Origin of the sequence: Sphingobacterium sp. 1.A.5, assembly GCF_002734235.1 — a bacterium.
In the GTDB taxonomy this organism is placed as follows: domain Bacteria; phylum Bacteroidota; class Bacteroidia; order Sphingobacteriales; family Sphingobacteriaceae; genus Sphingobacterium; species Sphingobacterium daejeonense.
In genome coordinates this window covers 94,723-116,493 of sequence record NZ_PEBA01000065.1, presented here as the reverse complement: position 1 = coordinate 116,493, position 21,771 = coordinate 94,723, and the positions used below count along the sequence as shown (strand labels likewise).

Annotated in this window: 16 protein-coding genes; 4 read left to right on the top strand and 12 right to left on the bottom strand. The window is 38.2% G+C overall.

The features are described 5' to 3' along the window. Positions 1 to 10: 10 nt before the first annotated feature. Genes CRT24_RS19355 through CRT24_RS19330 form a run of 6 tightly spaced genes read right to left on the bottom strand, consistent with a single transcriptional unit; the run spans position 11 to position 8,280 of the window. Complete coding sequence (locus CRT24_RS19355; protein WP_099372741.1) at positions 11 to 1,246, bottom strand: quinol:cytochrome C oxidoreductase; 1,236 nt, start codon at positions 1,244 to 1,246, stop codon at positions 11 to 13. A 19-nt stretch (positions 1,247 to 1,265) separates the two neighbouring features. Next, complete coding sequence (locus CRT24_RS19350; RefSeq protein ID WP_306473189.1) at positions 1,266 to 1,895, bottom strand: cytochrome c; 630 nt, start codon at positions 1,893 to 1,895, stop codon at positions 1,266 to 1,268. Beyond that, complete coding sequence (locus CRT24_RS19345; RefSeq protein WP_099372739.1) at positions 1,888 to 2,424, bottom strand: DUF3341 domain-containing protein; 537 nt, start codon at positions 2,422 to 2,424, stop codon at positions 1,888 to 1,890. The genes CRT24_RS19350 and CRT24_RS19345 overlap by 8 nt, the downstream gene beginning before the upstream one ends. 5 nt (positions 2,425 to 2,429) lie before the next feature. Beyond that, a complete protein-coding gene (gene nrfD / locus CRT24_RS19340; protein ID WP_099372738.1) occupies positions 2,430 to 3,911 on the bottom strand; it encodes an NrfD/PsrC family molybdoenzyme membrane anchor subunit in 1,482 nt (493 codons plus the stop codon). A 27-nt stretch (positions 3,912 to 3,938) separates the two neighbouring features. Beyond that, positions 3,939 to 6,950 carry a TAT-variant-translocated molybdopterin oxidoreductase gene (locus CRT24_RS19335; protein WP_099372737.1) on the bottom strand — a complete coding sequence of 1,004 codons (3,012 nt, stop codon included), beginning with the start codon at positions 6,948 to 6,950 and terminating at the stop codon, positions 3,939 to 3,941. Between the two features lie 40 nt (positions 6,951 to 6,990). After that, positions 6,991 to 8,280, bottom strand: a complete 1,290-nt coding sequence (locus CRT24_RS19330) for a cytochrome c3 family protein (RefSeq protein ID WP_099372736.1) — start codon at positions 8,278 to 8,280, stop codon at positions 6,991 to 6,993. A gap of 241 nt (positions 8,281 to 8,521) precedes the next feature. Between CRT24_RS19330 and CRT24_RS19325 the strand changes: the two genes are divergently transcribed. Beyond that, positions 8,522 to 8,986: a methionine-R-sulfoxide reductase gene (locus CRT24_RS19325; RefSeq protein ID WP_099372735.1), complete on the top strand. Its 465-nt coding sequence runs from the start codon at positions 8,522 to 8,524 to the stop codon at positions 8,984 to 8,986. Here CRT24_RS19325 and CRT24_RS19320 read toward each other — a convergent pair. Then, positions 8,952 to 9,980 (bottom strand): LacI family DNA-binding transcriptional regulator, encoded by a 1,029-nt coding sequence (locus CRT24_RS19320; protein ID WP_099372734.1) that lies wholly within the window; start codon positions 9,978 to 9,980, stop codon positions 8,952 to 8,954. The two genes, CRT24_RS19325 and CRT24_RS19320, sit on opposite strands and share 35 nt — an antisense overlap. A 159-nt stretch (positions 9,981 to 10,139) precedes the next feature. Between CRT24_RS19320 and CRT24_RS19315 the strand changes: the two genes are divergently transcribed. Both CRT24_RS19315 and CRT24_RS19310 read left to right on the top strand, forming a co-directional pair. After that, entirely contained in the window at positions 10,140 to 12,404 is a 2,265-nt protein-coding gene (locus CRT24_RS19315; RefSeq protein WP_099372733.1) for a GH92 family glycosyl hydrolase, read from the top strand. Positions 12,405 to 12,486: 82 nt separating this feature from the next. Next, positions 12,487 to 12,813: a DUF493 domain-containing protein gene (locus CRT24_RS19310; protein ID WP_099372732.1), complete on the top strand. Its 327-nt coding sequence runs from the start codon at positions 12,487 to 12,489 to the stop codon at positions 12,811 to 12,813. A gap of 39 nt (positions 12,814 to 12,852) precedes the next feature. On the opposite strand, the gene CRT24_RS19305 is transcribed toward CRT24_RS19310, so the two are convergent. The 5 genes from CRT24_RS19305 to CRT24_RS19285 all read right to left on the bottom strand — a co-directional run bounded on the left by CRT24_RS19305 (position 12,853) and on the right by CRT24_RS19285 (position 20,359). Then, positions 12,853 to 13,761 carry a collagen-like protein gene (locus CRT24_RS19305; protein WP_099372731.1) on the bottom strand — a complete coding sequence of 303 codons (909 nt, stop codon included), beginning with the start codon at positions 13,759 to 13,761 and terminating at the stop codon, positions 12,853 to 12,855. A 162-nt stretch (positions 13,762 to 13,923) separates the two neighbouring features. Further along, complete coding sequence (locus CRT24_RS19300) at positions 13,924 to 16,263, bottom strand: glycoside hydrolase N-terminal domain-containing protein (protein ID WP_099372730.1); 2,340 nt, start codon at positions 16,261 to 16,263, stop codon at positions 13,924 to 13,926. Positions 16,264 to 16,383: 120 nt separating this feature from the next. Beyond that, on the bottom strand, positions 16,384 to 18,528 hold the full coding sequence (pnp, locus tag CRT24_RS19295; protein WP_099372806.1) for a polyribonucleotide nucleotidyltransferase: 2,145 nt from the start codon (positions 18,526 to 18,528) through the stop codon (positions 16,384 to 16,386). 220 nt (positions 18,529 to 18,748) lie between these two features. Continuing rightward, positions 18,749 to 19,027, bottom strand: coding sequence for a 30S ribosomal protein S15 (rpsO, locus tag CRT24_RS19290; protein WP_099372729.1), 279 nt, complete (start codon positions 19,025 to 19,027; stop codon positions 18,749 to 18,751). Positions 19,028 to 19,147: 120 nt separating this feature from the next. After that, positions 19,148 to 20,359, bottom strand: a complete 1,212-nt coding sequence (locus CRT24_RS19285; RefSeq protein ID WP_099372728.1) for an acyltransferase family protein — start codon at positions 20,357 to 20,359, stop codon at positions 19,148 to 19,150. A gap of 303 nt (positions 20,360 to 20,662) precedes the next feature. On the opposite strand from CRT24_RS19285, the gene CRT24_RS19280 reads away from it, so the two are divergent. Beyond that, entirely contained in the window at positions 20,663 to 21,754 is a 1,092-nt protein-coding gene (locus CRT24_RS19280; protein ID WP_099372727.1) for an ROK family protein, read from the top strand. Positions 21,755 to 21,771: the final 17 nt, after the last annotated feature.

Below are 21,771 nucleotides of genomic sequence, written 5' to 3'. Positions count from 1 at the left end.
TTAATCTCTATTAAATCTGGTGGTGTAAACTTTCATCCAAGAATGGGTGGTTTTTCGGAACCAGAGCGTGCTTGCTCAATTTCGAAAGTACCAAGAAAGTGAATAATCCAGCAAATCCTATTGCAGTACCAATTTCGATAATGCCAAATCCTCTGTGAGTATCAACAGTACCTGGCATAATCATGATATAATAGTCTAACCAGTGACCTAACAATAATATGATCGCAACGATTAACATGTGGTTTTCTCTACGTTTCATATCGCGGTCAACCAATAATAATAATGGCGCTACAAAATTAATAATAATGCTTAACCAAAACCAAGGTTTATATTCTGGTTCCCAACGTTTGTAGAAGTAAACTGTTTCCTCAGGAATGTTTGAATAATAGATCAACATAAATTGAGCAAACCATACATAAGTCCAGAAAATTGAGAAACCGAACATTAATTTTCCTAAGTCATGTAGGTGGTTTTCATTCACCCATGACATATAACCAGCTTTCTTAAGTAAGATCAGGATTACAGTAATAACTGCAAGACCACTAACCCACATTGCTGCGAAGTTGTACCATCCAAACATAGTTGAGAACCAGTGTGCCTCTAGAGACATGATGGTATCAAATGACCAAATTGGAGTAGTGAATCCGAAGATTACTAGGAATATTGCTGATAATTTAAAGCTTTTCTTGTAAGAATTTAAGCCACCTGCTAGGTCTTCATTGTATGACAATTTAGCTAAGATGTAAGCAAAGATGCTATAGCTTCCCATGAATAGGATTTGACGGATCAAGAATCCCGGAACATTTAAGAAAGCAGCTTTACCAGCAACTAATTTATCATAGTTAGGGCTGTTAGGATCTGTCAATCCTTCAGCATGCCAGTGGTGGTATAAATTGTGAGTTGTTAAACCTAGAGCAACAATTACTAATAAGATGATTGATGCAATTGGAAGTATGCTAGCCATTGCTTGCGGGATACGGATTAATCCTGCAGACCAAGCTGATTGAGTTACTAATTGTAGGGCAACGAAGAATGCTCCAGCTGCACATACACAAGTAAAATAATATCCCATCAATAATAAATTGGCATATGTACGCTCAACCATTATATGGTCACCTGATAATAAGCCAAAAGCTATTGCGGCTATTCCTACAACGATAGCAACTAAACTAAGTACCTTAGCGATACCTGCGAATTTAAATTGCTCGTTGAAATTATAATCGTGATGATGATTGTGAGTTCCCATTTATAATATCGATGTTAAATTATTTTTTTTGTAATTCGTGAACATACATTACCACTTTCCAACGATCTTCTGGAGAAATCTGCGAAGCGTGTGAGCCCATTGCATTATATCCATAAGTAATTGTGTGGTATATTTTACCATCAGTCAATTGCGACATTTGACCACCTCTCGACGAAGGTGTACCTGCCGATTGTTGGAATGATGGTGGCGGCGGGAAGTTTTCCAATGCACGCTTACCTCTTGAATCCTCTACTTCTCTATCTTTCGTAATTGTTCCATCTCCTGCTCCTTCTTTACCATGACAAACAGCACAGTAAGTAAGGAATAGGGTTTCACCTTGTTTCAAGTTTTCAGCATTTGCAATCAATGGATTTTTAACTTCCAATCCTGCACGCTCATATTCCTCTACAGAGTTTCCGTAATCGAAGCGTTCGAAACCGATTGGGTTTGAACCTTGCGGAGGTGTTTGAGCAGTACTGTTATTTTTAAAGTTTGGGTTTTGTTGATCCGGGTTAAAAGCAATCGGATCATACATATTTCTTGAGAATTCCCAACCTGCACTGCGAGTTGTGCCATCTCCACATGAAGAAACAACTGCTGTTAAAGCTACAGCAACACATACAGCTCCAAGAAAATTCTTCTTATTCATAACTAACATATTTTCTTTCATTGTATTTAACTTCTACTGCTCCGGCTTCTTTCAATAAACCATCGATTAACGTATGATCTGTGTTTTCTTGTGCATCAATAGCAATGATAAAACGATCATCTGTAGCTCTTAGATCCATAACGCGTGGTGCACGTCCTGGGAATAAGTGGTTACGATAGAAAAATGTTGCTACCATACCTAAGGCACATAATAAAATAGTTACCTCAAATGTTACTGGAACAAAGTTTGGCAATGGCATCGATGGCTTACCACCAATGTTCATCGGCCAATCATATGACATGGTATAGAACAATAGACTGAATCCTAAAATTGTACCCAAAGCACCAAAAATAAATGCTGCAATCGGTAAACGTGATGGTCTGACACCTAGCTTAGCCTCGATCCCGTGGATTGGCATTGGTGTATAACAATCATAAATGCTGATGTTGTTAGCTTGCAACTTGTCAATCCCGTGCATCATATCATCAGGATCAGCAAAACTACCTACTATATATTTTGTATTGCTCATTGCTATTATTTTTGACGTAATGCTTTAATATCCGTTTCTGTTACTGTATCATATTTCTCCAAAGAGTTTCTGAAGAATTCAACTTGTTCCTCAGGGAAAGCTCCTTCTTGAACTGTTTTAGTTTTGTGCTGTAAGCTTGAGCTCTTCAACAACAATTTAACCTCTGCGATCGCAATACCTGGTAAGAAACGAAGGAACAATAAGAACAATGTAAAGAACAGTCCAATTGATCCTACGAAAATACCTACATCCACCCAAGTTGGATAGAACATCGCCCATGATGATGGTAGGTAGTCACGGTGCAATGAAGTAACGATAATTACGAAACGCTCAAACCACATACCGATGTTCACGACAATTGACAATACCCAAGAGATAGGAATACTTGTACGGATTTTCTTGAACCAGAATAACTGTGGTGAAATTACGTTACAGGTCATCATCGCCCAGTATGCCCATGCGTAAGGTCCCGCGATACGGTTAGCAAATGCATACATTTCATATTCTGAACCTGAGTACCATGCAATAAACAACTCAGTTAAATAAGCAATACCTACGATCGATCCTGTTACCATGATGATCTTGTTCATTGCTTCGATGTGGAACATCGTAATGTAGTCCTCGAAGTTCATTACTTTACGTAAGATCAACAATAAGGTCTGTACCATCGCAAATCCTGAGAAAATCGCTCCAGCAACGAAGTATGGAGGGAAGATCGTCGTGTGCCATCCAGGGATTACCGAAGTTGCAAAGTCCATGGATACGATAGTGTGTACTGAAAGTACTAGTGGAGTTGAAATACCTGCTAAAATCAAGGAAACAATCTCAAAACGTTGCCAAGTTTTAACGGAACCATTCCAACCGAATGATAAAATAGAATATACTCTTTTCTTAACTCCAGAAGCGCGGTCACGAACTGAGGCGATATCTGGCAATAGACCACAGTACCAGAATACTAACGATACAGTGAAATATGTTGAGATCGCGAACGCATCCCATACAAGTGGAGAATTAAAGTTTACCCATAATGATCCAAATTGATTTGGCAATGGGAAAATCCAGTATGCTAACCATGGACGTCCCATGTGAGCAACAACGTAAGTCGCAGCACAGATTACGGCAAAGATAGTCATCGCCTCAGCCGATCTGTTGATGGAGTTACGCCAGTTCTGGCGGAAGATTAATAATACTGCGGAGATCAAAGTACCGGCGTGACCAATACCAACCCACCATACGAAGTCGGTGATATCCCATGCCCAACCTACTGTTTTGTTTAATCCCCAAGCGCCGATACCCGTCCAGAACGTGTATCCAACACTTATTACCCATAACATTGCGCCTAATGCGGCAACGGTGAAGCCGATCCACCATGCTTTGTTGGGTTTATTTTCAACCGGAAGTAAGATATCATCTGTAATCTTTGCATAGGTGATATCCTTGCCGGTGATTAATGGTTCTCTTAATATTGATTCGTTATGCGATGACATAGTTATTTTATTTCAGTCTAGAATAAATTATGCTTCAAATGTGTTTCTTACCTTCGTCATGTAACCAATATTCGGTTGAACATTGATCTCTTCAAGAACATAGTATATACGCTCATTGCGCAACGCTTTTGAAACTTCTGACTCTGGATCGTTAGCATCTCCAAAGATGATTGCATTTGCTGAACAAGCAGCTTGACAAGCCATGTGGATGTCGCCATCCTTAACTCTACGGTTTTCAACCTTAGCTTGCAATTTACCAGCTTGGATACGTTGGATACACATTGAACATTTCTCCATAACCCCACGAGAACGTGTAGTCACACCAGGATTCAATACTAATTGAGTGAACTCGTTATTCAAGTAATTGTCGAAACGAGAATCATTCCAGTAGTTGAACCAGTTGAAACGACGTACTTTATATGGACAGTTGTTTGCACAGTAACGAGTACCGAAACAACGGTTATAAGCCATGTGGTTAAGACCTTCAGATGAGTGAACTGTCGCTAACACTGGACATACCGTCTCACATGGAGCGTGCTCACAGTGTTGACACAACATTGGTTGGTGAACAACAGTTACATCTTCGTAATCTAATCCTTCTGCCTTAGCAATGTCTTTCTCTTCTGTTAATTTACCTTCACCTGTATTCAGTGTGTAGTAACGGTCGATACGCAACCAGTGCATTTCACGACGACGGCGAACCTCGTCACGGCCTACAACTGGAACGTTGTTTTCAACGTTACATGCTACGATACAAGCACCACAACCTGTACAAGCATTCAAATCGATTGCCATCACCCAACGGTGACCAGGTTGTTCAAATTTATTCCACAAGTCATAAGTTTGGTGTGAATCAGCGAAACGACCAGACTCTGAGTTAGGATCTTTTAAATAATTTGCAAATGAAGTTTCGCGGATAATGTTACGACCTTCAATAGTGTGGTGGGTTTGTGTTTGAGCTAATTCGTAGATACCAGAAGCTTTAGAAACTGAAGCTTTTGATGCGAACTGAATTGTACCATTCACTAAACTTGCAAATGGATAAGCATTAACACCTACATTATTACCTGCTTTACCAACTTTCGTACGACCATATCCAACAGCAACAGACACAGTTCCTCTTGCTTGACCTGGTTGTAACAACACTGGTAAATCAACTTTATATCCGTTTGCCTCTACTGTAACTTTTCCTGTTTCTTTAACACCTAGTTCTTCAGCATCTGCTGGATTGATAGCTGCATAGTTATCCCAAGTTACTTTTGAAACTGGGTCAGGCAATTCTTGTAGATAAGCATTGTTTGCCCAACGTCCGTCTCTTAAGTTTGGAGACTCATAGATTTTCAATTCAACACCACCAGCAACACGCTTAGCGTCGTTTGCAATTGCCGCTGCTGCAGCATTCACATCAACATTTGCAGCATATGCCGATCCTGTAGCTGAACCTTTGAATACGAAACCTTGTTGTAAAACATCTTTCCAAACTTTTCCAGTTCCTGCCAAGATGTTTGTTTCCCAGTTTTCTTTCACAAAGTCATGGATTGGTTTGTTAACACCAGCCCAATTGATTAAACTTTGCTCTGCTTGACGCGTGTTGAACACTGGATTGATAGTCGGCTGAACGATTGTGAACAATCCTTCTTTTGCCGAAGCATCACCCCAAGACTCAAGGAAAGTACTGTTTGTAGCGATTGCCTTCAATTCAGAGGAAGTTTCATCAGCACGATCAGCAAATGATACGGTATATCCGATTTTAGCGATTGCAGCTTTTACGTCTTCAGGTTTGAAGTAATCATAAACAGGGTTTGTGTTCCAGAAAATTGCCACACCTACTTGACCAGCTTTTGCTGCAGTCAAGAAAGCTTGGAATGCTGAATCCGAACCTTGATATTGTTTTGAGAAATTATCTAAATCAATAATAGAACCGTAAGCGCCAAGAGCTGTGTTGATAGCGTTTGTCAATGCTTGAACGTTTGTATCGTTCGATCCAGAAACAACTACTGAAGTACCTCTAGCATTTACTAATTCTTTTGCTGCCAATGCAATTGCTGTTTTAGCTTTTGCATTGTTTGTACCACCAGCCACTGATTGTCCAGTAATAGCATTGTACAAACTGATCAATACTGCTCCTTCTTCTGAAGGTTTGATCGCAATACGAACGTCAGCATTTGAACCAGTCATGGAAAGACCAGATTCAAATTGAATATGACGTGACATCTTACCACCTTTTAGTGATTTATGGTCACGGTTTTTAATATAATCTTGTGTATGTTCTTCACCAGCTAACCAAGTTCCCAAGAAATCAGCTGCTACTGATACTACTACTTGCGCTTTGTCAAAATGGTATGAAGGAATAACAGCTTTACCGAATGAAGCTCTGTTAGCTTCGATGATACCGCTGTAAGATACTGCATCAACTTGGATATGTTGAGTTGCAGGATATTTAGTTGCTAGAGCAGCGATCGCAGCCAATGATGATGGGCTGTTGATCGTATTAGAAACAATTGTGATTTGTTTTCCTGCTGCTTGCGCTTTATTCAATGCATCAACTACGGCTTGGTCTAATTTTGCCCAATCTACATCTTTACCACCGATTTGCGGATTTTGTAGTTTAGACATATCATAAAGATCAAGAACTGAAGCTGCTGTTGAAGCATCAGTACCTTGGTTTAATCCGATTGCATTAGGGTTTGCCTCCAATGAGATTGGTCTACCTTCTCTTGTTCTTACGATTACACTTTGACCATTGAAAGATGAAGCGTAAAAGTTAGGAACACCTGGAGTTACTTCTTCTGGTTTGATAACATAAGGTACCGCCTTGTGAATTGGCGTACGGTTACAAGCTGCCAATGTAACAGCTCCTAAACCAAAACCTAAAGCTTTCAAAAAGTCACGACGAGGTGTCTTGGTACTTAAACCAGCTTCATTTAAGACATCTTCTACGGGAATAGGCTCAGCAAACTCACTCTTGCTTCCGTCAACAAAAGCAGGAGTTTGATTCAATTCCTCTAAACCTTTCCAATATTTTTTATTGCTTTCCATTTAAGCTATATATAAGATTCCGTTATTCTAAATTAATTTATTAATAGTGACACTTACCACACTCTAATCCACCGATCATAGCTGCTGTCATCTTCTCACCTTTTTTCAATTTGTCGTGAGCTTCGATCAATTGATCGTAATAAGCATTATCTGTATTTACAGATGTCTCTTTGTGACAGTCAATACACCATTTCATCGTAAGTGGTGAGTATTGATAAACCTCTTCCATATCTTGGATAGGACCGTGACAAGTTTGACATTCAACTCCTGCAACCACAACGTGTTGTGAGTGGTTGAAGTAAGCGAAGTCAGGCAAGTTGTGAATCCTAACCCACTCGATTGGTCTTGTATTGGTACCGTAAGTTCTAGACTCTGGATCCCAATCTACCGCACGATATAATTTTGCAATTTCTGGTGAGATATTTCCATCGTAGTGATCAGATGCAGTTACTGTGTTGTGACAGTTCATACATACGTTAGCAGATGGAATAGAAGCATTCTTAGATTTGAACGCGCCACCGTGACAATATTGACACTCGATTTGGTTAACACCTGCGTGAATCTGGTGAGAGAATTTAATAGGTTGAACAGGTTTGTAACCTTCATGGACACCAACGTTCCACATGGTTTTCCAACCAGCAACACCTAATAAACCTACAAACATCAATACTACGAAGAAAACCAGTTTTTTGTTCTTCAAGAATGCCTTAGCAAATTTTACAGAACCATTTTCTGTTTCTTCATCATTTCTAGCTTGAGCTTCAGCAATCGCGGCGTGGTTGTTTGCAATTACGCGTTCCAAAGTTTTAGTGACTCTGTTTAGAGCAAAGATAACTGCAACAGCAACTACGAACAATGCAACTAACCCGATAATCATTAGGGTATTTGCATCAGAACTAGCAGCTCCAGCACCTCCGCCAGCAGCACCACCTGCAGCTTTCTTTTCAGCTAACTTAACCTCTTCAGCTTGTAAATAAGCGATGATGTCTTTAATGTCACCTTCTGAAAGGTTTGCATAAGGAGCCATGGTTGTAGCATACTCAGCTTTCAAAGCAACAGCTTGCTCATCTCCTGAATCGATCATCCCTTGCGGGTTGTGGATCCATTTTACAATCCATGCCTCATCACGGCGTTCTGCTAAGCCAGCCAAATCTGGACCGGTTAATTTTTTACCTACAGCGTGACATGAATTACAAGCGTTGGACTTGAATAGCGCTGCACCATTCGCAGCATCCTGCGCCTGCGTGGTAGTAGTAACGGCAAATAACAATACCAAACTGATTGATATTGACTTCGCAAGTCTTCCCAAAACGGATGAGATATTTCTCATATTTAGCACTTTATACTATTTTATGTGTAATAATTAATTGTTGACTCTCCAGTACATGTACACAATACCGTACAAAACAATGCACAAAAGTATAACTTATTAAGCAATCCCTGACAATTTGATGACCTAATTTATCAATTTATAATCATTCTAAATAGCTCCGTTATCGAGCCTCTACCACCTTACAAATTAACATTAGCCTGATTTTTTAACAATCTATTTTTCGTAAATTAGCATCACTATGAAAGCGATCTATTGCATATTATTTTTAATTATTTTATCTGGATGTGCTCATTCACAATCAAACTCAACTGATAATAAGATGGAACAAGACAAAAAATACAACAAATTAACGGCGGAAGAACAATACGTAATCTTACATAAAGGAACAGAAAGGCCATTTACAGGTCAACTCTTGAATAACAAAGAAAAAGGAACTTATGTTTGTAAGCAATGTGATGCACCATTATACAAATCGGAAGATAAATTTGAATCACATTGTGGATGGCCGAGCTTTGATGATGAGATTCCGGGAGCTGTAAAAAGAGAAACTGATGCAGATGGAAGAAGAACAGAGATTCTATGTGCGGCATGTGGCGCCCACCTTGGGCATGTTTTTGAAGGCGAAGGATTCACCTCCAAAAACACAAGGCATTGTGTCAATTCAATATCTATGAAGTTTGTTCCAGCGACTCCTCAGAAATAACTGAAGACCCGCGAACTAATAACTCACTTGGAATTACAATCTTTTGTAATTCCTTGTTTTTACCTTTTATCTCATTCAGCAAAGTATGAATCAATTCATTTGCGATCGCCGATGTATCTTGCGTAACTACACTGATACCAGGTTCATAAAGTTTAAACAAGGTATGGTCATCAAAGGCTACCATTTGAGGTAATTTCATTTTAAACTTCTTTACCGCTTTCAGTCCATCAATAGCCAAATAGTTGGTTGCAAATAAAACAGCATCCAGATTATTTGCATTGATAAATTCATGGATTTGATCTATCGAGGAATCCTCATTTTCATCAATTTTCACTTTCTTAATAAAAGCCTGTTGCTGAAAATCATCAATCGCTTTCATATAACCTTCAAGACGGTCGCGCATCTGAGTTTGATTTGAATACAAAGAAACAAAACCAACTTTTTTGTTATTCGGGTTTTCAAGCAAATGTTTTGTTGCTTCGAATGCACCGTTAAAGTTGTCCAACACCACATAATGGGTTTCCAATTGTGGGATGTATCTGTCAAACAATACCAATGGGACATTATTTTTAATCAGATTAGCAAGCGTGTCATCCAAGCCTTCCGGAGGCGTAATAATATAACCATCTACTTGTCTGTCATAAAATAATTGGATCAATTCACGAGCTTTAGTTTCATCGTTATCCATACTGCAATAAATAATATGGTAACCATTATCATATGCTATACGCTCGATATATTTGGCAACGTTTGAAAAGAATGGATTTGAAATATCTTCGACAATAAGTCCTAAGATTTTCGATTGGCCTGTTCTTAAACTCTGTGCTAATTGATTTGGCTTGTAGCCCACTTTTTTGACATAATCTAGCACACGCTTCGTCAACCCCTCACTAATTCTTTTCTCCTTTGCTTTTCCATTTAAAATAAAAGATACTGTAGTTACTGAGACCCCTAGGTTTTTGGCAATATCACTAATTAATATACGTTTTCTCATCTTAGGTTAATAAAACTGCTATTCAAAATCTATCAAATATATAAACTCGGCTAAATTTTAGCAAATCTTTGCTAAATATAATGCTAAAAATTTGGCTAAAAGGGTTTATTAGGTTTAAAAATGTACATTTGTATAAGTACACTATTTATAACGACATTTATGAACTTACATTATAAATCACTTGCAATAATTTTTGCAGCAACAGGATTGATGTTTTGTAACACTTCAGAAGTTGCCGCCCAACAATATACGAAATTTGTTGATCCTTTTATCGGTACCGGTGGTCATGGACACACTTATCCTGGCGCCACAGTTCCATTTTCTCTGGTTCAATTGTCTCCTGACAATGGGAAAAATGGCTGGGATTGGGTCAGTGGATATCATATTTCTGCGGATTCAATCGCAGGATTTAGCCATATGCACCTGAGTGGAACTGGAATCGGTGATTGGCTGGATATTGCCATCATGCCTCTTAATGAACCTATTGCAAAGAAAGACTTTGACACCAAAGTTAAATTTTCGCACAACAATGAAAATGCTAGTCCGGGATATTATGATGTGAGATTAGATAATGGAATATTTGCCCGCTTAACTGCGACCGAAAGAGTCGGTCTCCACCAATATCTATTTTCCAAAAACTCTACGCCTACTATCCGTTTGGACCTCGCACATGCCTATAATTGGGATAGACCAATGGATACAGAAATACAAATTGTAAATGACAGCACCGTCGTAGGGAAAAGGTATTCATATGGCTGGGCAAATAAACAACATATTTATTTTGCTATCCGATTTAAACAATCTTTTAAATCGTACCTATTGAATGGTCAAAAAACCTTTGACAAAAAAGTAAATCAGGTCAATCAAGATACTAAAGGACCGGTTCAGGCGGTCAATGCCCAATTTATATTTCCCTACACTTCTCCCGTAGATTTAAAAGTAGCCTTGTCGACCACCTCTACAGACAAAGCATTAGAAGCTTTAAACGAGATTCCAAATTGGAATTTCAACGAGGTAAAGCAGCAAGCTGAAAGCAAATGGGATAAGGAATTAGGAAAGATTAAAGTGGAATCATCTGATGAAAGTCTAAAGAAAATATTCTATTCGGCGCTATATCATACTGCTGTTTCACCCACTCTTTATTCAGATGCAGATGGTGGATATAAAAATTATAAAGGAGAGCTTCATAAAATGCCAAATAATGGCCAACGTTATACTCTTTTCTCACTTTGGGATACATTTAGAGCATTAAAACCTTTGTTTACCATCACACAGCCAGAACGTTATACAGATATGATGAATAGCATGCTGGCTTTTTATGATGAAAACGGTCTTTTGCCAGTTTGGGATTTAAGTACTTTTGAAACCAATACGATGACTGGCTATCATGCTATTCCGGTATTGGCTGATGCTGTATTAAAAGATGTTCCAAGAATTGATCAAGAAAAATCTTTCAAAGCGATGTTGGCCAGTGCAAATCAACAGATCAGGCAAGTTCCGGATTATATCGAGTATGGATATGTCCCTCAAGATGTCTATGGAGGATCAGTAACCTCAACACTTGAATATGCATTTGATGATTACTGCATTTCTTTAGTAGCAAAGAAATTAGGCAAGAAAAAGGAATATGAAGAATTTACAAAAAGAGCTAAAAATTACATTCATTTATTCGATCCTAATTCTGGTTTTATGCGTGCAAAGTTAAAGAACGGAAATTTTGTAGAACCTTTTGATCCTTTCTATTCTGAGCATGATTTTGCAAAAAGTCAATACATAGAAGGTAATGCTTGGCAACATTCATTCTTTGTTCCTCATGATGTTAGAGGCCTTGCGAAGCAATTCCCTAAAAAAGATGGTCTGGAAAAAATGTTGGACACTTTATTTACAGCTCCATCGTATATGACTGGGGAGAACAAATCACCGGATGCTAGTGGATTTATTGGTCAATATGCGCATGGAAATGAGCCTAGCCACCATATAGCTTATATGTATTCGTATTTAGGCAAACCTTGGAAAACTCAAGAAAAAGTTAGAGCAATTATTGACTCCATGTATCATGAAAGACCAGATGGTTATGCTGGCAATGAAGATGCTGGTCAAATGAGTGCCTGGGCAGTATGGTCCATGATGGGGCTTTATCCTGCTTCTCCGGTTAATGGTGAATATGTTTTTGGTAGCCCTGTGTTAGATAAAGCGGAGATTACTATGCCAAATGGGAAGACTTTCACCATTGTAGCCAAAAACAACTCTAAGACAAATAAATATATAAATTCAATTACCTTAAACGGGAAAAAATACAATAGGTCTTTTATCACGCATGCGGATATGTTGAAAGGCGGAACCCTGGAATTCCAAATGAGCGATAAGCCATACATGAAATTGGGAACCAAGAAAAAATCTTTGCCAACTTCCATGGAAAACTAAACAAATCTGAAAATATAGCGTTTTGTCATATATTGGCCTTGGGTACACTTATTGATATCTAAGGGAAAGGAGAGAAATAAAAATGAGTGAATTAAACAATAACATCAATATTAAAGACATACAAGACGACAGCAACAATCAAGATTTCTACAAAAACTTTAAAGAAAAATTGATTGAAGTAGAACAGTTTCCAACAATCTATACGTTCAAGTTTATTGTAAAAACTGATTCTGACCAAGCTGAGCAGGTAAAAGCTTTATTTACACATGCTTCTGCTAAGTTTTCTGAGAAAAAATCTTCAGGAGGCAAGTATACATCCATCTCCATTGAGAACTATGTAAACAGTGCAGATGAGGTAGTAGATTATTATAAAAAAGTAGGCGAAATACCAGGTGTAATGATGCTATAAAAAATAAGAGGGATGTCAAATTGACATCCCTCTTATTTTTTATTCATTCAATTCCTTAAGTGCTTTTTCCACGGCTACTGGATCTCTTAAATCTACATTCCGATCTTTCATACCCACATAGAGATTCCCTGGAATGATAACATATCTATATCTTAGTTGGCTTCCTAATATCAATAGTGCTCCACCATCATAAACCATTCTGTAAACAACGATTTCACTCTTCTTTAGCTTGAATGTTATGGTACTCATTCTACCTCCTGCCCTACTTGTATATGGCAATGGGAATAATCCACCACCATAATCTAGATACATCATAACCACTGAATTAGCAATAACGGCATCTGTGATTTGAGGAGCATAGATATGTGCGATACGAACGACTGTTCCATCCATAATGGAATCCTTCATACGAACGGCAGTTTTCCATCCCGAATACATTACCCGAGCCTCAGCTTTGAGATTTGTTCCCACTCCCCAACCGGTTGCTGATTTTGGTCCATAAAGAACCATCTGAGCAGTATTGAAATAAAAATCCCCGACCTTACCTACCGTAGCTGCGGGAATAGAAGTACCCGATAAAAATTGTGATCCATCTTTACCATTCGTGCCATTTGTTCCATTTGTTCCATTTCTACCATCAGTTCCGTCTTCACCTTTGATATTTGCTGCTTTTCCCCATCCTGCTGCTGTTTTGGGGCCGTATAAATCATAAGTATTGGTTCTGAAGTAGAAATCCCCGACTTTTCCTAAAGTTGCTGCCGGAACAACGGTACCGCTGTAAAACATCGAACCATCAGCACCTTTTTGACCCGTAGCACCAATATCCCCTTTGTCTCCTTTTTCACCTTTTTCCCCCTCGGGACCCATCGGGCCGGTGTCTCCCTTTTTACAAGAACCCGCTCCAATAATAATTAAAGCCAACAAAATCATTAAAATCTTCGTTTTCATAATCTTTAGTTTTATTTCATAATATCATTTAATGAAACTAAACTAATTGATTATGAAAGTCTTATTCAGCCAAAACGAGTGAAAACCTATGTGAATTGAGTGAATCAATAAATACAATGAGTAAATATTTTTGATCTCACACCTACTTAGTCACCTAAATAATCAATCGAAACTTAACCTATTTTCACCCTTCTTAAGGTCAAACCGCTTACTATTACCTTTGAATTTAATAGAAATATCAGCTGTTTGATCTGAACTCACTACTAAATCTCTAATCTTGCCTTCAGACCACTTAAAGTTAAATTTATAATTACCACGAGCTTTTAAACCATGTACGGAACCGCTTTTCCAGCTTGATGGAATAGCAGGCAATAAAACAATATCTTCATTTTGAGATTGGATCAACATTTCAGCAAATCCCGCTGCACCTCCAAAATTACCATCAATTTGAAATGGTGGATGCGTGCTGAACAGATTCGGCAAACAGGTCTTGCCAATCAATTCTTTTAAATGCGCATTAGCTTTCTCTCCATCTAACAACCGAGCATAAAAATTAACGATCCATGCCTTACTCCATCCTGTGTGGCCACCACCTGCAGACAAACGGTTTTCTATCGTTTTTTTAGCTGCTGAAAATAATTCTACTGTACTTGGATTGATGGAATTACCAGGATACAAGCCCAAGAGGTGCGACATATGCCGATGTCCCGGTTCTACTTCTTTATAATCATGAATCCATTCTTGAATAGCACCAGATTTGCCTACTCGAATTGGAGGCATTTGCAATCTAACGGCAACAATTTTTTCAACTAAATCCTGATCTACTTTAAGTTGTTTCGCCGCCTGCTCAAAATTATCAAACAATTCATGGATAATCTGAATATCGATAGTACTCGCATAAGAGAGTTGAGATTTAACTGTTCTTCCATTTACTTCGGTCTCAAACTCATTTTCTGGAGAGTGTGAAGGATTAGTTACCAAATATCCTTCAGGTGATTCAACCAAGAAATCCAAAACCCAGAGCAACGAACCTTTTAATATAGGATAGGCTATTTCTCGAAGGTATTTCTCATCTTTTGAAAAGGCATAGTGTCTGTAAATTGGAAAGGTCATCCAAGGTCCCGCCATTGGCGATACTCCCCATACTCCGTCAGCTACTCCGGTTCGTCCGAATGGATCAGTGAGATGATGGATCGTCCAACCATTAGCACCATACATTTCCTTGGCAGTTTCTGAACCTGGCTTAACGATTTCCTTCATAAAATTTGCCAATATCAGACTTGTCTCCCCCAAATCACCTGATTCCGCAGGCCAATAGTTCATCTGCAAGTTAATGTTGGTATGAAAATCTGAATTCCAAGGAGCTTCATACTCTTGGTTCCAAATACCCTGTAAGTTGGCAGGAAGTCGACCCGGAGATCTGCTGGATGACATTAATAAATATCGGCCATACTGATAAAATAGAACAGGTAGACCGAAATCCTCTGTCCCTTCGGAGAACGCCTTTAAACGCTGATCTGTTGGAACTTCAGAATCTCCAACAGCATTTAAAGAAATAGAAACTCGATCAAACATTGATCTGTGTTCATTTACGTGCAAAGCATAGAAATCTCTTTTTGAATTGCTTTTCAATCCGCTTAGCTGCTTATCAATAATCTTTAAAGGATCAATTGAAGGATCAAAATCAAGTTTATCTAAATTATAGTCCGTTGCACCTGTGAAAGCTAACTTCAGATTCTTAATGTTTTTAACCCTAATTCCAGATTTACCCTCATCCTTAAATACCTCATATTCTCCATCAATTGATATTACTTTAAATCCCGCACTGAATCGCATATGATTTCCGGCAGGTCCACTGTCTTTTTTGACCGAATCCTGTATCTGCCCTATATAATAAGCACCGTCTTGCCAAGTTCCATATTCCTTTACATCTCTTGCTCTATCTAATTCTATACTAAATGAAATAGGCTCATCAGATCTCCAATCTAAAAAAAGGGCATCATCAACTGCCGAGATAAAAGAAGTATGATCTATTTTATTGCCATTGATATTAAAAGAAGTTGTATGCAACCCCTCATTCAAAAGCAACGTACGTGAATAATCCTTTGAATCTGATTTACTCCAAGGATATAACACTCTAAGGTTTCCCAGCGGTTGGTAAGATCGTATCCTTGCTGGAGTTCCTACCATATATTTTGTTGCCAATTCCTTGGCATCATCAAATCTGCTTTCAAAAATGGCATCTTGGATTTCCTTGAGATGAGCAGCTGATTGTTTATTGTTATTGTTGATTTTGCTGCCCGCCCATACACTCTCTTCGTTTAATTGAAACAATTCTTGATCAACTCGCCCGTGAACCATAGCTCCTAAACGCCCATTTCCAAGGGGCAGTGCTTCTGTCCATTTTGCCGCAGGTTGTTGATACCAAAGTTTTAAATCCTCATTTTGACCAAATACAAATACAGGAAATACAATTAGGAATAGGTTTATTAGGTTTTTCATCTAATCAAGTTACAAAATATAAACACGCTATACTCGTAACATTTAAAAAACAAAAAAGTCAGAGCAAATGCCCTGACTTTTGTTTTTATATCTAGTATCTATTAACTAGTGTCTAAATTATTACCCTTCCTTAGGTTTGTCTTCTTTTGGAGGGCGTGGCAATAAAGCTTTACGAGAAAGTTTCATCTTACCTTGCTTATCGATGTCAAGAAGTTTAACAGTTACCATATCACCTTCTTTGAATACACCGTCCATAGTTTCTAGACGTTTCCAATCAATTTCTGAGATATGTAGTAAACCATCTTTTCCTGGCATAATTTCTACGAAAGCACCAAATGGCATGATAGATTTAACTTTACCTTCGTAAGTCTCGCCGATTTCTGGTTTAGCAACGATCGCTTTGATTCTTGCCAACGCAGCGTCGATAGATTCTTTATTATCAGCGAAGATTTGAACAACACCTTTGTTATCAACTTCTTCGATAGAAATTGTAGCGCCAGTTTCGCGTTGCATTTCTTGGATGATTTTACCACCTGGTCCAATCACAGCACCGATAAATTCTTTATCGATCAAGATTTGGATGATACGTGGAGCGTGAGGTTTGTAATCTTCACGTGGAGCAGAAATAGTCTTAGCCATTTCTCCCAAAATATGTAAACGAGCTTCTTTAGCTTGGTCTAAAGCTTGTGTCAATACTTCCCATTTAAGACCATTGATCTTAAGGTCCATCTGACATCCTACGATACCTTTTTCAGTACCGGTAACTTTAAAGTCCATATCACCCAAGTGATCTTCATCACCTAGGATATCTGAAAGGATAGCATATTTTCCGGTTTTCTCATCAGTGATCAATCCCATTGCGATACCAGAAACTGGAGCTGAGATTTTAACACCTGCATCCATCAATGCTAAAGTACCCGCACATACGGTTGCCATAGATGAAGAACCATTAGATTCTAAGATATCAGATACAACACGGATAGTATAAGGATTGTCTTCTGTAGGAAGAACTTGTTTCAATGAACGCATTGCTAAGTTACCATGACCAACCTCACGACGGCCTGGACCTCTGTTTGGTCTTACTTCACCTGTTGAGAAACCTGGGAAGTTATAGTGCAGGATAAACTTGTTGTAACCATGGAAGAATGCTCCATCGATCATTTGTTCATCATCCTTAGCACCTAATGTAACTGAAGTCAATGACTGTGTTTCACCACGAGTAAACACGGCTGAACCGTGAGCAGCAGGTAAGTAATCTACCTCTGTCCAAATAGGACGTACTGTGCGAACATCACGACCATCCAAACGGATTCCTTCATCTAATACCAAGTTACGAACAGCATCATACTGAACATCATGGTAATATTTCTTCATTAAGAATTCAGTTTCTTCATCGATCTCTTCACCTAAAGTCTCAAAGAATGCTTTTCCGATTTCAGCGAATTTATCAGTACGTTCATGTTTTGCAGATCTTGATTTTGCAATAGCATAAACCTGATCATAGGTTGCTGCGTAAATTGCATCTTTCAATTCTGGATTTGAGGGCTCGTGGTTGAAATCACGTTTTGCTTGAGAACCTACCAAGTTTGCCAATTCAATCTGACCAGCTACTTGTTTTTTGATTGCCTCGTGTGCAAATGCAATTGCTTCTACCATTTCAGCCTCAGAAATTTCTTTAGCTTCACCTTCTACCATGACGATATCTTGTGCAGAACCGGCAACGATAAATTCTAATGATGCTTTTTCTAATGCAGAAACAGTTGGGTTAATGACTAATTCACCATCAATTTTTGCAACACGTACTTCTGAAATTGGCCCGTTGAAAGGGATATCAGAAACAGCGATTGCTGCAGACGCTGCTAATCCAGCCAATGCATCAGGCATAATTTCTTTGTCTGCTGAAATTAAACTTACCATTACTTGCGTGTCAGCGTGGTAAGTTTCTGGGAATAATGGACGTAAAGCCCTATCAATTAAACGTGAAATCAAGACTTCATAATCTGATAATCTTGCTTCACGGCGTAAAAATCCTCCTGGGATCCGGCCTGTAGCCGCGTATTTCTCTTGGTAATCTACAGACAATGGTAAGAAGTCCACTCCTGCTTTTGGTTCTTTTGAAGATACTACCGTAGCTAGCAACATCGTATCTCCTTGCTTTAATACAACTGATCCATCAGCTTGTTTTGCTAATTTACCAGTAGACAATTCAATAGGTGCCAGTCCGCCACCCATTTCAATTGTAACTTTCTTTTCGTTATAACTCATTGTGTTTTCTTTGTGATGCATTTGCCTCTAATATAACATGCACCAATTTAATTTTGACATTTTTAATCGCACAAAGGTAATTAAAAATTTATTGCGTAACCGCATGACAGCAAAATTTTACTGCAGGTAAAACCTCTTTTGGACCCAAAAAAATGAGGTAAAAAATAAAAAAGGGCTTTGACCAAGTCAAAACCCTTTTGATAAAGCTCTTTACAGATGCTTATTTGATGATATCACGTAAGCCTAAGCCTTTGATGATAGCACGATATCTATTGATATCTTTTTTGTACAAATAAGCTAATAATGAACGACGTTTACCTACTAATTTTTGTAGTGAACGTTGTGTGTTAAAATCTTTTCTGTTTGATTTCAAGTGCCCAGTTAAGTGAGCAATTCTTTTTGTAAATAAAGCTACTTGTCCTTCTGCAGAACCTGTGTTTTCTGCTGATCCTGCAAATTCTTGGAAGATTTCAGCTTTGTACTCTTTACTTAAATACATTTCGTGAATAATATTAAAGCGTTAAAAATTTTATTAATTGCGTGCAAAGTTAACATTCTATATTCAAAACAAGAAATATATTCTGCAAATATTAAACGATCTATATTTCAGCAGCTTAAATTACACCTTGATATAGATTTTTCTTTGATCCAACCAGTAACAGATGGCCCACATAAATGCCAAGAAACACAATGAATATGCAAATGATCCCAACTCCGGAGGTCCAGGAAGCTTAGCACAAACATTTTGGTAAAACCAAGACAAAGGTGTGGTGAACTTTTCCTCACCCAATTCATTGACACCATTTGGAATCCGGATCAATCCTAATGTTTTCGGCAACAAACCACTCAACACAAAAATAAACAAGGGATTTTTTCCAAAAACATCAAAGAATTTAGTCAACCAATTCTTCACTCCCTGCACTTCAATATACCATATCATGGTACCGATTGTCAAAATACCCAATCCCGTGGTGTAAAGAACATATGAACTGGTCCATATCTTTTTGTTGATAGGGAAGCCCAAAGACCATGTCCAGGCTAATACCAATAAAATAAATCCAGTAACAAACATCCCAGACAATAACTTGAAATGTGGCTCATGACTTGCCGGGACTTTTGTCCATAACCATTCAACAGAACCATGCTTCTTAATAAAGACACCTGCCAGATATCCAAAAACTACTTGTATTACAGCTGGCATAGCACTCATTAAACCTTCTGGATCAAATGGAACACCCTCACCTTTATACATATGAGCTACTCCCAATATCTGTTTATCGATAGCAGTACCAAACCAACCTTCTAAAGAATATGGATCTCCGGTACCCAACCAGGCACACAATCCCCAATAACCAAGTAAAATGGCTGCTGAGATATAAATCAGGGTTCGTGGTTTGAAATAATAGGCAAGTATTGACGCAAAGAAATATGCAATTGCTATCCGTTGTAAAACCCCCAATATTCGAACTCCTTTGTCAGGATCTGTGCTGCTCACCCATTCCCTGAATTGCAATGCTCCATCTGACCATTGCATAAATGGAAACCAATTCAATCCTAGTCCTATTAAGAATATCAAAATCGTTCTTTTGATAACCTTACGCCAAAACACCTGATCTCCTGCCTCCTGCAATCGCGGAATTACAAAAGACATGGCATTACCTACCGCAAACAAAAAGAAAGGAAATACCAGATCTGTCGGTGTACATCCATGCCATGGCGCATGTTTCAATGGTGAAAACATATGAGACCATGTACCAGGATTATTAACCATGATCATTAAGGCAACTGTCGCTCCCCTAAAGACATCTAAAGAATAATATCGCTGTTTCATAATTTATATCAATCGAAGTTACAATTAAACAGTCAGAAAAATGCAAATAAGAATATTGATAATGGTTAAAATGGCATAAAACCGCACCAAAACGTCTAACATATATGCGTTTTTAAATATGATTTACATGACTTATTAATTTTTTTAAAAAGTATTTGGATGTTACTCTATTTTTAACATAACTTTACCTCATTATTAACAACTCTTATTACCTTGGATAGCCTTAAATTATCGATACTTAAGCGATTATATTTTACAAATCCGCAATCGATTGCCGAACTCAGTTCTTCAATCGGAAAAAGTGTGCCCAATATTACGAACGCAGTAAATAAATTGGTACAGCTAAACCTTGTGGAACAAGATGGTCTTGCTCCCTCAACTGGAGGAAGGCGTGCGGCTCATTTCGTGCCAAACCCAAACCAACTACCATTCATCCTATCTGTGGCTATCGATCAATTTTATACCTCAGTCGCTGTAATTGATTTTAAAAATCAATTTAAATCTCCTATTAATACAGAAAGTATAGACATAAAACAGGATGGCTCATTTCAAATGGTGATTGAATTGATTAAAAGAACCATTAAGGAAATTGATGTGAACCAAATATATGGCATAGGCGTTACCATTCCAGGTTTTGTGGACAGCAAAACTGGCCGCAATAATTCTTACAATCAATCTTCTCATTTTTACGATTTAAAAACCAACCTTCAAAATGAGTTTCACATTCCAACTTTTGTAGAGAACGACTCATCAGCAATTGCTATTGCTGAACATAAATTCGGAAAAGCGAAAGCGACTTCGGATGTGATGGTGGTAAACTTAAATTGGGGTGTAGGCCTTGGAATGATATTAGACAAAGAATTATACCGTGGACATTCAGGATATGCTGGGGAATTCAGTCATATACCTCTTTCGGACTCAAACAAATTATGCTCTTGTGGAAAGAAAGGTTGTCTAGAAGTAGAAGCATCAATTTTAGCAGCGGTTGGCTCAGCAACCTCAGCATTAAAATCAGGTGAAGTATCCTCTCTACAGAGAGAATATCAAAAATTTGGCTTCATTACAGGTGACCAACTTTTAGAAGCATCAATAGAGGGAGATCAACTAGCTATGGAGGCAATAAATCGCATCGGTTATATGCTCGGAAAAGGAATCTCAACACTCATACATATTATCAACCCTGAGATGGTTGTCATTAGTGGTCGAGGTTCGAAAGCTAAGGAAGTTTTACTTCCAAAAATTCAAAGTGCAATTTTAGAGTTCAGTATTCAAAGATTATCAAAAAACACACTAATCGAGTTTTCAGACTCGGTAAATATCCAATTATTAGGTTCAGCTTGTATCTGCATTTTAAATGCGGATAAGAATATTTACAAACAACTAGTATCAGAATAATAACAAACTACTTAATT